The following is a 14,397-nucleotide window of genomic DNA, read 5'->3' on the forward strand; positions in this document are numbered from 1 at the left end:
ACGAATGACGGCCCGGGGGACGTCCCCTGGACCCTCCGCAAGACACGGCGCCCGCCAGTCCCCGACCGGACGACGGCGGGCGCCGTGGCATGTGCGCCCCGTGCTGTGTAGCCTCTACGCACCCCCCGCGCCCGTCGAGTGAACGGCAACACTCATGACCACAGCGCCCTTCGCGGCAGGCCCGGCGATCAGCCTCCGCAAGGTCGAGGAGACCGCGCCCGCGCTCGTCGAGCACTACCGGGCGGCGGGGATATCACTGCGGAAGCACGGGATGAGCGGTCAGCGCGCCGCCGTCTATCTGGTCCTGGACTACTCGGGATCGATGCGCGAGTACTACCAGGACGGCAGCGTCCAGGCGTTCGCCGACCGGGTGCTCGGCCTCTCGGCGAATCTGGACGACGACGGTGCCGTGCCCGTCGTGTTCTTCTCGACGGACATCGACCGCGAGACGGACATCGCGCTCACCGACCACCGCGGCCGTATCGACCGGATCGTGGCCGGGCTCGGGCACATGGGCAGGACCAACTACCACCTCGCCATGGACGCGGTGATCGACCACTATCTGGACAGCGGGTCCACCGCGCCCGCCCTGGTGGTCTTTCAGACCGACGGCGGGCCGAGCAGCAAACCCGCCGCGGAGCGCTATCTCTGCAAAGCGGCCGAACTCCCGTTGTTCTGGCAGTTCGTCGGCTTCGGCAACAAGCGCAGCTCGCAGTTCAACTTCCTTCAGAAACTTGATGAGTTGGCCGTTCCGCAGAAGCGGTCCGTCGACAACGCGGGCTTCTTCCACGCCGGGCTCGACCCGCGCGAGGTGCCGGACGAGGTGCTGTACGACCGGCTCGTCGCGGAATTCCCGCTGTGGCTCGCGGCGGCCCGCGCGCGGGGCATCGTGCGCGGCTGACCCGCGCGGACACCGTCCGTTCGACACCGGGCGTGTCGGATCCGGGTAAGCCCGGGGAGCGTGCTAGGCTGACCGCGTTGCAGTTTTGGTACCCATGAACTTTATGTGCGCCTGACGGGAATGTTCCTCAGGCGCATTTTATTGTTTTCGCCGGCTTCTCCGGATGGGGCTCAATGCGGCGACGAGGAATCCGTGAAGTGCGGATTCGTCTCTGCACCTGTTTTAGGAGAATGACATGGCTACTGGAACCGTGAAGTGGTTCAACTCGGAAAAGGGCTTCGGCTTCATCGAGCAGGACGGCGGCGGCGCCGACGTCTTCGCCCACTACTCGAACATCGCCACCTCGGGCTTCCGTGAGCTCCAGGAGGGCCAGAAGGTCTCGTTCGACGTCACGCAGGGCCAGAAGGGCCCGCAGGCGGAGAACATCGTCCCGGCCTGATCGCCGGACGCGTACCTCGCAGCCGGGGCCCGCACCTGCACGGTGCGGGTCCCGGCTTGTGCTGTCCCTGAGGGTTGTCCCGTGATCCCCGGCGGGCGTGCGACGACAGCTGCGGCATCTCGCCGCGTCGGGCGCCGCGCGCGCTGCTCCACCGGGGATTACGGGACAGCCCTCAGGGGATGTCTTGCCGATCTCGCCGGGCTCGCCGTCCCTGATCCGGCTTGATCGACAAGACACCCCCAGACCCGGGCCGGAAACGCCCCAGGAAGGTTCTTCACCGAATGACTCGCCCCGAACGCCCGGCCCGCGCACCCCGCCCGGCCGGTAAGCGCCCGGTCCACTCCCGCGCCAAGAGCCCCGCGAAAGGCACGGCGAAGACGCCGGTCCGGCGCGTCGCGCGCCCGCAGGAGTTCACGCTCCCGGAAACCATCACCCCCGCGCTGCCCGCCGTCGAGGCGTTCGACGAACTCGACATGCCCGCGGCACTGCTCAAGACGCTCACCTCCCTGGGTGTGACCGCTCCCTTCCCGATCCAGGGCGCCACCCTCCCCAACTCCCTCGCGGGCCGCGACATCCTCGGCCGGGGCCGTACCGGATCCGGCAAGACCCTCGCCTTCGGCCTCGCGCTGCTGGCCCGCCTCGCCGGCCGCCGCGCCGAGCCGCGCGCGCCGCACGCGATGGTGCTGGTGCCGACCCGCGAGCTGGCGCAGCAGGTCACCGACGCCCTCACGCCGTACGCCACCGCGGTCAACCTGCGTATGGCCACCGTCGTCGGCGGCCTGTCGATCAGCAAGCAGGCCGGACAGCTGCGCCGCGGCGCCGAGGTGCTCGTGGCGACGCCCGGACGGCTCAAGGACCTCATCGAACGGGGCGACTGCCGACTGGACCAGGTCACCGTCACCGTCCTCGACGAGGCCGACCAGATGGCCGACATGGGCTTCATGCCGCAGGTCACCGCGCTGCTGAAGCAGGTGCGGCCGGACGGGCAGCGGATGCTGTTCTCCGCGACGCTCGACAAGAACATCGACCGGCTCGTACGGCAGTACCTGACCGACCCCGTCGTCCACTCCGTCGACCCCTCGCAGGGCGCGGTCACGACGATGGAGCACCACCTCCTGTACGTCATGGACGAGACCGACAAGAAGGCCGTCACCATGCGGATCGCGGCCCGCGAGGGCCGGGTGCTGCTGTTCCTGGACACCAAGCGGTCGGTGGACCGGCTGGTCAAGCGGCTGCTGGCGAGCGGTGTACGGGCCTCCGGCCTGCACGGCGGCCGGTCCCAGCCGCAGCGCAACCGCACGCTCGACCAGTTCAAGACCGGCGAGGTGACCGTCCTCGTCGCGACGAACGTCGCGGCGCGCGGCATCCATGTCGACGACCTGGACCTGGTCGTCAACGTGGACCCGCCCGTCGATCACAAGGACTATCTGCACCGCGGCGGACGCACCGCGCGCGCCGGTGAGTCGGGCAGCGTCGTGACGCTTGTCCTGCCCGAGCAGAAGCGGGACATGACGCGGCTGATGTCGGACGCGGGGATCGCCCCGAGGATCACCAGCGTCAAGTCGACCGACGCGGAACTGACGCGGCTGACCGGGGCGCGTGAGCCCTCTGGGGTCGCGGTCACCATCGAGGTGCCGCAACCCGCCGTACGGAAGCCCCAGAAGGCACGCGCGTCGCGCCCGGCCCGGCGGACGGGCGGCGCGGGCTCGGGCGGCGGCGGGACCCGACTGGGCGCGACAGGCGGATCAGCCCGGGGCACCCGCGGCGGCCGCCGCGGCCGCCCCCCGGGGACGGGCACCGACGGCGGCCGTCGCACGGCGGCGTAGGCCTTACGAGGGCGGGGGATCGCCCTCGTACGGGCCGTACTTGGGTGAGCGAGGACGACGCGGGGGCGGCTTCCGTGCCGGAAGGGCTGCGGGGGGCGAGGGTGCGTGCGCGGTGCTGTCCGCCCACAGGGCGGGACGTGCGCCCGCCGGCGCCAGGTGTGTCGTTTGGCTCAGGCCGGATGTGGGGGCCATGCCGACCGACGACAACGGGCCCCCGTGCCCGAAGGGCTGCGGGGGAGAGCGTGCGTGCCAGGGACCGCGAGCCCGACAGGATCGCCCGGACAGGACCCCAGGTCCTGTCCGGCGGGTCTTCGCGGGCCCGGAACGCCGCAGTGACATCAGCCGCTGCCGCGGCGGGCGGCACGGGCCATCCGCCAAGATCGCCCGGACAGGGCCTGGGCGGGGGATCGCCCTCGTACGCGGCGTACTCGGGCAACGTGCCCGAGGGGCGTCGGAGCGGGGGCCGGCCAGGTGTTGTGGGGCGCTGATGTTGTGTCATGGGTGCCGGGCCGGGCTTCCGGTCGGTCGGTGCTCGTGACGAACCGGTCACAACGGTCGGGTGTCGTGGCCGTGTCGGGTGGTGAACTTGGCGAAAACTCCACCGACTTGGGATTGACGTGCACACGTCTACGCGCGTCATCATGAGGGCATGCGAATCCCCCCACGAATCGCCCTCATCGGCGGCGCAGCCGCCCTCCTGTCCACCCTCCTCGTCGGCGGTACGGCGGCCGGTGCCGCCACGGCCGCCCCGCTCGCGGTCGGCGACATCTGCTACTCCGACCTGCCGTCCCAGGCGCACGACACCCTCGACCTGATCGACCAGGGCGGGCCCTACCCGTACCCGCAGGACGGCGGTGTCTTCCAGAACCGCGAGGGCATCCTGCCTCAGCAGTCCACCGGCTACTACCACGAGTACACCGTCAAGACGCCGGGCTCTCCCGACCGCGGTGCGCGCCGCATCGTGACCGGTAACGCGCAGCAGGACTACTACACCGCCGACCACTACGAGTCGTTCGACCTCGTCGACCACGGCTGCTGATCCCGCACCGTCCGCACCACGGCAGACAGGTAGCCTCCGCCCCATGACAGTGACGTATGTGATCCCCGGGGCGGAGGTCACCGGTCTTGAGCGCTTCTGGCAGGTGGTCGGCGAAGCCGTGAACGGCCCCGACGGTTACTTCGGGCGTAATCTCGACGCGTTCGCCGACTGCCTCAGCGGCGGCTTCGGGACCCCGGACGACCGGGACTTCGTCATCGAGTGGCGCGAGCACGAACTCTCCCGCCGGGCGCTCGGCCACGAGGAGACCGCCCGACAGCTCCGTGCCCGGCTGGCACGGGTTCCCGAGGTCAACAGGGCCTTCGTCCAAGGGCAGTTGGAGGACGCCGAGGCCGGCCGTGGCCGCACCGTCTTCGACTGGCTCACCGAGATCATCGACGAGCGGGCGCCTGGCACCCTGCGGCTGCTCTGAACCGCCGGGCCCCCACCGGCCCCGGCGGCTCACCGGCCGCGCGGCAGCAGGCCCTCCAGTCTCCGCCGGACCGCCGCGTCCGGCAGACCGCTCACCGCGTCCGCCGCCGTCTCGCGCGCGTGACCGGCCACCTTCCCGTCGGCGAGCATCCGCGCCAGCGCGTCCACCGCCCTCGGATCTGCCCGGACCGCGAGCCCCCGCGCCGCCTCGGCCGCCGTGACGGCCACCGGATCCGTCAGCCGCGCCGCCAGCGCCTCGCGGATCCCGGGCGTGTCCGCGTCCGACACCGACAGCGCCGTCGTCGCCCGCTCCCGCACCGAGTTGTCGATGTCCGCGCTGAGGGCCGTCAGCGCCGCGATCCCCTCCTCGTGGTCGCCCGCGACGAGTTCGGCCAGCGCGGCCGTCACCCGGCGCCGTACTCCCGGATCCGGATGCCCGGTGTGCCGCAGGATCTCGGGCAGGACAGTGGCGTCGCCCTGTGCCCCGAGCGCCGTCACACAGGCGCCGATCAGCTCCGGTGTCCGAGCCCGCGCGCACAACTCCCGCAGCGGCGGCAGCGATCGGTCCGCGAACGGCTTGTTCCCTTCCGCCATGCCGAGCCCAGCGAGCACGTCGGCGGCGAAGGCGCGACGCAGCGGATCGTCGCTCGCGCACCAGGCGAGCGCCGCCTGGAACGACTCCTCGTCGCCGCGCCGCCACAGCGCGGCCACCGGCTCGCGCCAGTCGTCCCGTTCGGGCACCCCGCACCGCAGCGCCCGCCCCGCCAGCACCTCGAACGGTGCGGGCAGACCCAGGGATTCCTCCAGAACCGTGGTGATCGCCCCGTGCCCGGTCTGCCGCTCCAGGCTCGCGACCGGCACGCCGTCCTTCAGCGTCTCGACGACGACCGTCACCCCGCCGTCCTCCTCGATCCGGCGCACCACCGTCTCGTCGCCCTCGCCTGCCATCGGCAGCAGCTCGGCGTGCAGTTCATGCTCCACCGCCTCCGGCGCCGTCCACCGCCGCGCCTCTGCCAGCGCCTCCTCGCGCGCGCCCGCGCCGTGCCGCAGCAGGGCCCGTACGGTCGACGGCGAGCCGCGCCGGGCGGCCGTCACCAGGGGCGGTTCGCCGTCCGGGGCGCCGCCTCCGGGGCCGGGGAGGTCGGGGTCCGCGCCGTGCGCCAGCAGTGCCTCCACCGTGGCTACGTGGCCCTGCCCGACGGCCCAGGCCAGCGCCGTGAAGCCGTACGCCTCGCGCCGGTCGGGGGCCGCGCCCGCCGCCAGCAGGGCCAGCACCACCTCCGTATGACCGCCGCACGCGGCCCCGCACAGCGGCAGGTCGCCGTCGCCGGGGCCACTCGCGCGCTCGGGGCCGGCGCCGGCCGCCAACAGCAGCCGGACCACGCCCGGTTCGTCGCTGACGGCCGCCGCGTAGAGCGCGCTCTGGCCGTCCCGGTCGGTCGCCTCGGCGGGGACGCCGGAGCGCAGCAGACGTACGACGTCGTCGTCCCGACCCTCGTACACGGCCGAGAACAGCTCGTCCGCCGCGTCGTCCGGCGCGGGGCCGGGCCCGTCACCGGGCGGGCCGCCCGGCGCGCCGTCGGTGTCCGCTGTCCGCTCGTCTCTCATCCTTCGACCTTCGCCCGACGGGACCATTCACGCCAAATCGATAAATCGATGGCCGCATTCCAGTGCAGTGAAGTCCCGTCCAACCAGAGGGAGTTAGGTGTCGCAGTCCAGCACCGTGTGACAGAGCTGGCACCGCGCCCGCACCCGCCCCCTGACCGGCACGCGGATGCGCTGATGGCAGGTGGGGCAGGGGAACGACACCCGCAGCCCGTCCGGCAGCGTCTCGAAGGCGTACGGGCGCCCGGCGTCCCCGGACTCGCCGGGGTGGTCGAGCGCGTAACGGCGCTCCTTGGCGTACCGGTGCCGGCCCGACCATCCCGCCGTGGTCAGCGGCGGCTGCTGCTCGTCCCGCAGGGCCTGGGCCTTGCCCTTCGTGTAGGCGGTGTAGCCCTGGGGGCTGGTGAACCAGATGGCCGGGTCCTCGTTGAACACGATCGCCCGCTTGGCCAGCACGTAGCCGAACTCCTCCGGCGTCAGATAGCCGAGCTTCTGGCTGGAGTCCCGGTCCTCCCGGAACGCGTCGAGCAGCAGCCAGCCCGCGCCGAGGTACGTCGTCACGGTGTCGGTCAGGATCTCGTTGTCGCGGGTGCCGGGGAAGCTCAGCCCGAGCCGGTGCAGCAGGACATGGGTGATCTCGTGCGCGAGGGCGGCGCCGATGTCCCTGCGGTGCGTCCGGAAGCGGTCGTTGAGCTCGATGAAGTACTCCGGTCCCGCCGTCAGCTCGACACTCGCCGCGTGCTCCATCTCGTGGAAGCCGACGATCATCCTGGCGTCGGGCAGATGCAGCTGCTGGACCAGCGCGCGAGCCACCCGCTGCACTCCCAGATGCAGGTCGTCGTGATCGGCGAAGGCCACATCGGCGGGCGCGACGCTGGTGTCGTACCGCAGGATTCCGTCGCCCGGCATATGCCGGTAGAGCGCGGTGATGGCGGCCCGCACGGTGTCCAGATGCGGATAGCCGTGCACGACCGGGCTGCCGTTCGCCGCGCTTCTGTCCGTCACGCCACTACCCCTTCGTAGGACGGTCGACCGCCCTCAACTGTACGGGGGCGAGCTCCGCGGAGGCCCGACTGTTGCGTTGGCCGAAATCTACATCTTGTGCCACGGCTGATTTCCTCCCCATAATCCGGATCACGCTGTGGCGGGCGGACGCGGGCGATCTTTTGTTTCACCGGTCGTCGGTCGGCTTCGCCATGCGTACGGCACCCCCACGTGCTGAGTGTCATCCGTACACAGCTTCACGCACGACAGCCCCACGCAAGACAACCAAACGCACTGTTTCCCCCCACGAAAGGCAGTCAGTTGAGCTTCCTGCGTGCCCTGAAAAGATGTGCCGTCGTCGGCGCGGTCGTCCTCGCCGGTGTGAGCCTGCAGCCCACCACCGCCTCCGCCGCCCCCACCCCGGCCCCGCCGGTCGTCGGCGGCACCCCTGCCGAGCAGGGTGAGTTCCCCTTCATGGTCCGCCTCTCCATGGGCTGCGGCGGCGCGCTCTACGAGCAGGACATCGTCCTGACCGCCGCCCACTGCGTGGACGGCTCCGGCCCGGACACCGGCATCACCGCCACGGCGGGTGTCGTGGACCTGGAGAGCCCGGACGCCGTCGAGGTCAACTCCACCGAGGTCCTCCAGGCCCCGGGCTACAACGGCACCGGCAAGGACTGGGCGCTGATCAAGCTCGCCGAGCCGATCGACCTGCCGACGCTCGACATAGCCACTGACGACTCCTTCAACAGCGGCGAGTTCACCGTCGCCGGCTGGGGTGCGGCCACCGAGGGCGGTGGCCAGCAGCGCTACATGCTGAAGGCCAACGTGCCGTTCGTCTCCGACGCGGACTGCGAGGGCGCGTACGGCAGCAGCCTCGTCCCGTCCGAGGAGATCTGCGCCGGCTTCATCGAGGAGGGCGGGGTCGACACCTGCCAGGGCGACTCCGGTGGCCCGATGTTCCGTGACAACGGCGCGGGCGGCTGGATCCAGGTCGGCATCGTGAGCTGGGGCCAGGGCTGCGCGCAGCCGGGCTTCCCGGGCGTCTACACCGAGGTGTCCACCTTCGCCGCCGACATCCAGTCGGCAGCGGCGGGTCTTTGACGGACGGCTCGTCCGGCGCGCGCCGCGCCGTCTGCTAGGCGCGTGGCGCGCGTGATGTGACACGAACGAGGAGGGGTGGGTTCCGGACCGATGGGTCCGGAGCCCACCCCTCTCTCTTGTTTCTCCCGTTTCCGGAGTCGCGCGGCTTTCGTCCGTGCTTTCGGCCGTGTGGGCGCCATGTCGGCGGACGCGCGCGCGGCGACCGGGGATCGGGGCGGCTTCCGGTGTTCGGTGGCCGGACGGCGACCGGAGGCCGACCGTTCGGTTGGCCGAGATTCGTATCTTGTGGGGCCGCTCCTGCCCTCCGGATAATCCGGATCGCGTTCCTGTCGGGCTCATGCCAACAGCGCGCAACGCGCGTCGACCCGTGTGTGCCATGACAGGAGCAACTCCCTCAAGCCCCCACGAAAGGCAGACCGTTGAGCATTCAGGGTGTCCTCAAGAGATGCATCGCTGCCGGCGCTGTCATGCTCGCCGCCATCAGTCTCCAGACCACCTCCGCCACCGCCGCGCCCGTGCCGGACGCGCCCAGGACGCAGGCCGCCGCCCCCCTCGCGCCGCCCGTCGTCGGCGGTACCCGCGCCGCCCAGGGTGAGTTCCCCTTCATGGTCCGCCTCTCGATGGGCTGTGGCGGCTCGCTGTACTCGTCCACCGTCGTGCTGACCGCCGCCCACTGTGTGAGCGGATCGGGCAACAACACCAGCATCACCGCCACCGCGGGCGTCGTGGACCTCCAGAGCAGCAGCGCCGTCAAGGTCCGCTCCACCAAGGTTCTCCAGGCCCCCGGCTACAACGGCGCGGGCAAGGACTGGGCGCTGATCAAGCTCGCCCAGCCCATCAACCTGCCGACCCTGAAGATCGCCACCACCACGGCGTACAACAACGGCAACTTCACCGTCGCCGGCTGGGGAGCGGCCACCGAGGGCGGCGCCCAGCAGCGCTACCTCCTCAAGGCGACCGTCCCGTTCGTCTCCGACGCCAGCTGCAACTCGTCGTACGGCGGCCAGATCATCACGAGCGAAGAGATCTGCGCCGGATTCGCCGCCGGCGGCACGGACACCTGCCAGGGTGACTCCGGTGGCCCGATGTTCCGCAAGGACAACGCCGGTGCCTTCATCCAGGTCGGCATCGTGAGCTGGGGCAACGGCTGCGCCCGGCCGAACTACCCCGGTGTCTACACCGAGGTCTCCACCTTCGCCTCCGCCATCGCGTCGGCCGCGGCCACTCTCTGATCCCCCTCCGGGCTCTCTGATCCGAGCGGATCCGGGCCCGTAGAGCGCCCGGTCCCGAGGGCGGGGCAGGTCAGGACACGCCGTCGGCGCGTCGCTCCACGACCTGTCCCGCCTGTGGTGCTCCGGCTGTCGTGGACCCGTACCGCGCGGGACCTGGGGGAAGACACCCCCTAAGCTTCCGCACCATGACCACGAGCGACAACGGGAACTACGGCGGCATCGACCAGTCCGTCCAGGCCGAGCTGGACCGGCTCCGCGGAAGTATCGACAACATCGACGCGGCCGTCGTCCATATGCTTGCGGAACGGTTCAAATGCACCCAGCAGGTCGGCCATCTCAAGGCCGAACACGATCTGCCGCCCGCCGACCCGGCCCGTGAGCAGCGGCAGATCACCCGGCTCCGGCAGCTCGCCGAGAGCGCCAAGCTCGATCCCGCGTTCGCCGAGAAGCTCCTCAACTTCATCATCGCCGAGGTGATCCGCCACCACGAGACGATCGCGGACAACGCGGAGAAGGCCGATGGCCAGGGGCGCACGAACGGCCGGACCTGACCGACCGGTGACCCGCGGTACGGGCACCGCGCTCCCGTGCCCCACCCCGTGCCCCCGCCCGTGCGCTCACAGCGCAATCCCCACCGGCTGTGCGTGCCCATGCCCATCGGGCAGCATGTCCCCATGTCCGTACTGACGCGCGACGAAGCGCAGACCCGTGCCCAGCTCATCGACGTCCACCGGTACACGGTCGCCCTCGACCTGACCACCGGCGACGAGACCTTCGAATCCCGTGCCGCCATCGAGTTCACCGCCCTCGCGGCCGGAGACACCTTCGTCGAGCTGAAGCCCGCACTGCTGCGCTCCGTCACCCTCGACGGACAGCCCCTGGACCCCGGCGCCCTCACCGAGAACCGGCTCGCGCTCCCCGGTCTCGCCGAAGGCCGGCACGAACTGCGTGTCGACGCCACCATGCGCTACTCCCGTACCGGCGAGGGCATGCACCGCTTCACCGACCCCACCGACGGCGAGACCTACGTCTACACCCAGATGTTCCTCGAAGACGTCCAGCGGATCTTCGCCGTCTTCGACCAGCCCGACCTCAAGGCCGTCTTCGCCCTCACCGTCACCGCCCCCGAAGGCTGGACCGTCCTCGGCAACGGCATCGCCACCGACGAGGGCGACGGCCTCTGGAGCCTCGCGCCCACCCCGCCCATCTCCACCTACCTCGTGGCCGTCGCCGCCGGCCCCTGGCACTCGGTCCGCACCGAACACGCGGGCCTGCCCTTCGGCATCCACTGCCGGCGCTCCCTCGCGCCCCATCTCGACACCGACGCCGACGAAATCCTCGACATCACCCGCGCCTGTTACGACCGCTACCACGCCAAGTTCAAGGAGCCGTACCCCTTCGACTCCTACGACCAGGCCTTCGTCCCCGAGTTCAACATGGGCGCGATGGAGAACCCCGGCCTCGTCACCTTCCGCGACGAATTCGTCTACCGCTCCGCCGTCACCGACACCGAGCGGCAGACCCGGGCCATGGTCATCGCCCACGAGATGGCCCACATGTGGTTCGGCGACCTCGTCACGCTCACCTGGTGGGACGACATCTGGCTCAACGAGTCCTTCGCCGAGTACATGGGCTACCAGACCCTCACCGAGGCCACCCGCTACACCGACACCTGGGTCGCCTTCGGCATAGACCGCAAGTCCTGGGGTTACGACGCCGACCAGCGGCCCTCCACCCACCCCGTCGCGCCCGACCCCGACGCCGTGCCCGACACCGCGTCCGCGATGCTCAACTTCGACGGCATCTCCTACGCCAAGGGCGCCTCCGCGCTGCGCCAACTCGTCGCCTGGCTCGGCGAGAAGGACTTCCTCGCAGGCATCAACACCCACTTCGCCCGCCACAAGTTCGGCAACGCCACCCTCGCCGACTTCATCGACTCCCTCGCCGCCTCCACCGACCGCGACGTGCACCGGTGGGCCGAGCGGTGGCTCCGTACGACCGGCGTCGACACCCTCACCCCCACCGTCACCGGCAACGGCTCCGAGGCAGGCTGGACGCTCGGCGTCACCCAGGACGGCAGCCGGCCGCACCGTATCGCCGTCAGCGCCTACGACCGCGACCTGGTCGACCCCGGCAGGCTCGCCCCGCGCGACCGCTTCGAGATCGACATCCCGCAGCAGGACGGCCCCACGCTCCGCCCCGGGCGCCGCCCCGACCTCGTCGTCCTCAACGACGGCGACCTCGCCTACGCCAAGGTCCGCCTCGACGACCGCTCCTGGGCCACCGCCCTCGACTCGCTCTCCGCCATTCCCGACCCGCTCACCCGCACCGTCGTCTGGAACACGGCCCGCGACATGGTCCGCGACGGTGAACTGCCCCCCGGCGCCTACCTGGAGGCCGCGCGCACGCACCTCCCGCACGAGTCCGACCTCGCGATCGCCCAAGGCGTACTCGGCTTCGCCGCCACCCAGATCGCCGACCGCTACCTCGGCCCCGACGAGCGGCCCGCCGCCCTCGCCGCCCTCACCACCATCTGCCGCGCCCTCATCCGCCGCACCGAGGACGGCAACGCACCCGGCCTGCGCCTCACCGCCGTACGCCACTTCATCTCCGCGGCCACCCAGCCCGACGGCATCCAGGACTGGCTCGGCTCGGGCAGCGTCCCCGGCGGCCCCGAACTCGACCCCGAACTGCGCTGGCGCATCCTCTACCGCCTCGCCGTCCTCGGCGCCGTGGACGACGCCGACATCGCCCGCGAACTCACCCGCGACCCCAGCGCCACCGGCCAGGAAGACGCCGCCCGCTGCCGTGCCGCGATCCCCGACAGCGATGCCAAGGCCGCAGCCTGGGAACGGCTCTTCCTCGGCGACGACCTGTCCAACCACCTCTTCACCGCCACCGCCCAGGGCTTCTGGCAGCCCGAACAGACCGGTCTCGTAAGCGAGTACGTCCCCCGCTTCTACAAAGACGCCGTCGAACTGGCCGCCCGTCGCGGCCCCGCCATCGCCGAATTCGCCGGACGTTACGCCTTCCCGCTCCACGCGGTGGACCAGGAATCGCTGCGCCTGGGCGAGGAATGCCTGACCGGGGCGGACCTCCTGCCCGCGCTGCGCCGCAAACTGACCGACCAACTGGACGACCTGCGCCGCGCGCTGCGGGTACGCGCCGAATGACCCCGCGGTCTCCGTAAGGAGGACAGGCCGGCCCGTCCTCCTTACGAAGACCGCACCGTAAACACACACACTCTCCTTCAGCGCACGCCGCTACCCCCATCGGGTCCGGATCGTTGTGCACCGTAGGCACCACCCGACCGACCCCGGACCCCTGGTGCATCTGGCCCCCGCGCCCTGAAGGACCTCCATGACCGACCTGTCAGCAGACGATCACGACCAGCCGCACGATCTGGTCGGCATCGGCATCGGACCGTTCAACCTCTCCCTCGCCGCGCTCGCCGACGGCGTCCACGGAGGCCTCGCCGCCACCTTCTTCGAACAGCGCCCCGCCTTCCACTGGCACCCCGGGCTGCTCCTCGACGGCACCACCCTCCAAGTGCCCTTCCTGGCCGACCTGGTGACCCTGGTCGACCCGGCGAGCCCCTGGTCGTTCCTGAGCTATCTCAGGGCCTGCGACCGGCTGTACCCGTTCTACTTCGCCGAGCGCTTCCACATCCAGCGCGCCGAGTACGACGCCTACTGCCGCTGGGTCAGCGAACAACTCCCCGGCCTCCACTTCGGCCATCAGGTCGACGCCGTCCGCTGGAACCCCGAACGCGCTCTCTTCGAGGTCGACTTCACCCAGCTCGACAACGACGGCGAGGTCGAGGCGCTCGGCCGCGCCTACACCCGCAGTGTCGCGCTCGGCATCGGCACCGAGCCGTACGTCCCCGAACCGCTCAAGCTCCTCGCCGACACCCCGGCCGTGCCCGTGATCCACTCCGCCGACTACCTCGCCCACCGCGAGCGGATCCTCCAAGCCGAGCACATCACCGTCGTGGGCGCCGGACAGTCCGGTGCCGAGGTCTTCCTCGACCTGCTGCGCGCCCGCCCCACCGGCGCCGAGAAGCTGCACTGGCTGGCCCGCACCGAGGCCTTCGCGCCCATGGAGTACTCCAAACTCGGCCTGGAGCAGTTCACCCCCGACTACTCCAGCTACTTCCACGCCCTGCCCGAACGCGTACGCGACGAACTCCTGCCCCGCCAGTGGCAGCTCCACAAAGGCATCGACGCGGGCACCATCGCGGCCATCCACGACGAGCTCTACCGCCGTACGCTGCACGGCGGCTGGCCGGACGCCGTCCTGACCCCCGGCGTTCTCGTCCGTACGGCGGGACGCGTCGGCGCCACCCGCATCGAACTGCACCTGGAACACGCCCAGCAGTCCGGCCGCTCCCGGCTCACCACCGACGCCGTCGTCCTGGCCACCGGGTACCGCGAGCGCCCGCTCGGCAGAATGCTGGCCGGACTCGACCCGTACATGCGCCTCGACGAGTCCCAGCGCCCGCGTATCGACGACCGGTACCGGCTGCTGCTCGATGCCTCGGTGACAGGCTCGGTGTACGTACAGAACGCCGAACGGCACACGCACGGGGTCGGCGCCCCCGACCTCGGACTCGCCGCCTGGCGCAGCGCGACGATCCTCAACTCGCTGACCGGCACCGAGCCCTACCCGCTGCCACGGCGTACCGCGTTCACCAGCTTCGGCCTCGACGGACAGGAGAAGCACCGGGCGGTGCCGGTGCCCCGAGGTCTCGTACCACTCTCCGAAGTGCGCTGACCCGGAACGGGACCAGAGCCTGTCCGGGGGTGCGCCGGCGTGGTGCCGAGGGGACGGCACCACCC

At 71.1% G+C, this 14,397-nt stretch carries 12 protein-coding genes; 10 read left to right on the plus strand and 2 right to left on the minus strand.

The genetic code is table 11. The annotated features are described in order from the left end of the window. Positions 1-154 precede the first annotated feature (154 nt). The 5 genes from ACFWV8_RS28090 (at position 155) to ACFWV8_RS28110 (ending at position 4,635) form a co-directional block, all read left to right on the plus strand. The gene (locus tag ACFWV8_RS28090) at positions 155-901 is read left to right on the plus strand and encodes a vWA domain-containing protein (protein ID WP_384209531.1); all 747 of its coding nucleotides are present in this window, start codon (positions 155-157) and stop codon (positions 899-901) included. Positions 902-1,136: 235 nt separating this feature from the next. Then, positions 1,137-1,340: a cold-shock protein gene (locus tag ACFWV8_RS28095; protein ID WP_003969786.1), complete on the plus strand. Its 204-nt coding sequence runs from the start codon at positions 1,137-1,139 to the stop codon at positions 1,338-1,340. 281 nt (positions 1,341-1,621) lie between these two features. Continuing rightward, a complete protein-coding gene (locus ACFWV8_RS28100; RefSeq protein WP_384209536.1) occupies positions 1,622-3,166 on the plus strand; it encodes a DEAD/DEAH box helicase in 1,545 nt (514 codons plus the stop codon). Between the two features lie 649 nt (positions 3,167-3,815). Beyond that, entirely contained in the window at positions 3,816-4,205 is a 390-nt protein-coding gene (locus ACFWV8_RS28105; RefSeq protein ID WP_384209542.1) for a ribonuclease domain-containing protein, read from the plus strand. A gap of 43 nt (positions 4,206-4,248) precedes the next feature. Next, a complete protein-coding gene (locus ACFWV8_RS28110) occupies positions 4,249-4,635 on the plus strand; it encodes a barstar family protein (protein WP_384209548.1) in 387 nt (128 codons plus the stop codon). 29 nt (positions 4,636-4,664) lie between these two features. Here ACFWV8_RS28110 and ACFWV8_RS28115 read toward each other — a convergent pair whose 3' ends face one another. Together ACFWV8_RS28115 and ACFWV8_RS28120 are read right to left on the minus strand one after the other, a co-directional pair. Then, positions 4,665-6,242 carry an ankyrin repeat domain-containing protein gene (locus tag ACFWV8_RS28115; protein WP_384209552.1) on the minus strand — a complete coding sequence of 526 codons (1,578 nt, stop codon included), beginning with the start codon at positions 6,240-6,242 and terminating at the stop codon, positions 4,665-4,667. A gap of 93 nt (positions 6,243-6,335) precedes the next feature. Next, a complete protein-coding gene (locus tag ACFWV8_RS28120; protein ID WP_384209555.1) occupies positions 6,336-7,244 on the minus strand; it encodes a hypothetical protein in 909 nt (302 codons plus the stop codon). 300 nt (positions 7,245-7,544) lie between these two features. Here ACFWV8_RS28120 and ACFWV8_RS28125 point away from each other — a divergent pair, with 300 nt between their 5' ends. The 5 genes from ACFWV8_RS28125 (at position 7,545) to ACFWV8_RS28145 (ending at position 14,332) form a co-directional block, all read left to right on the plus strand. Beyond that, positions 7,545-8,327, plus strand: coding sequence for a S1 family peptidase (locus ACFWV8_RS28125; protein WP_384209558.1), 783 nt, complete (start codon positions 7,545-7,547; stop codon positions 8,325-8,327). A gap of 467 nt (positions 8,328-8,794) precedes the next feature. Further along, positions 8,795-9,559, plus strand: coding sequence for a serine protease (locus tag ACFWV8_RS28130; RefSeq protein WP_384209581.1), 765 nt, complete (start codon positions 8,795-8,797; stop codon positions 9,557-9,559). A gap of 185 nt (positions 9,560-9,744) precedes the next feature. Then, on the plus strand, positions 9,745-10,110 hold the full coding sequence (locus ACFWV8_RS28135; protein WP_384209561.1) for a chorismate mutase: 366 nt from the start codon (positions 9,745-9,747) through the stop codon (positions 10,108-10,110). 123 nt (positions 10,111-10,233) lie between these two features. Further along, positions 10,234-12,732: an aminopeptidase N gene (gene pepN, locus ACFWV8_RS28140; RefSeq protein WP_384209565.1), complete on the plus strand. Its 2,499-nt coding sequence runs from the start codon at positions 10,234-10,236 to the stop codon at positions 12,730-12,732. A 187-nt stretch (positions 12,733-12,919) separates the two neighbouring features. Then, positions 12,920-14,332, plus strand: coding sequence for a lysine N(6)-hydroxylase/L-ornithine N(5)-oxygenase family protein (locus tag ACFWV8_RS28145; RefSeq protein ID WP_384209567.1), 1,413 nt, complete (start codon positions 12,920-12,922; stop codon positions 14,330-14,332). Positions 14,333-14,397: the final 65 nt, after the last annotated feature.

Origin of the sequence: Streptomyces sp. NPDC058665, from assembly GCF_042714995.1 — a bacterium.
GTDB lineage: Bacteria > Actinomycetota > Actinomycetes > Streptomycetales > Streptomycetaceae > Streptomyces.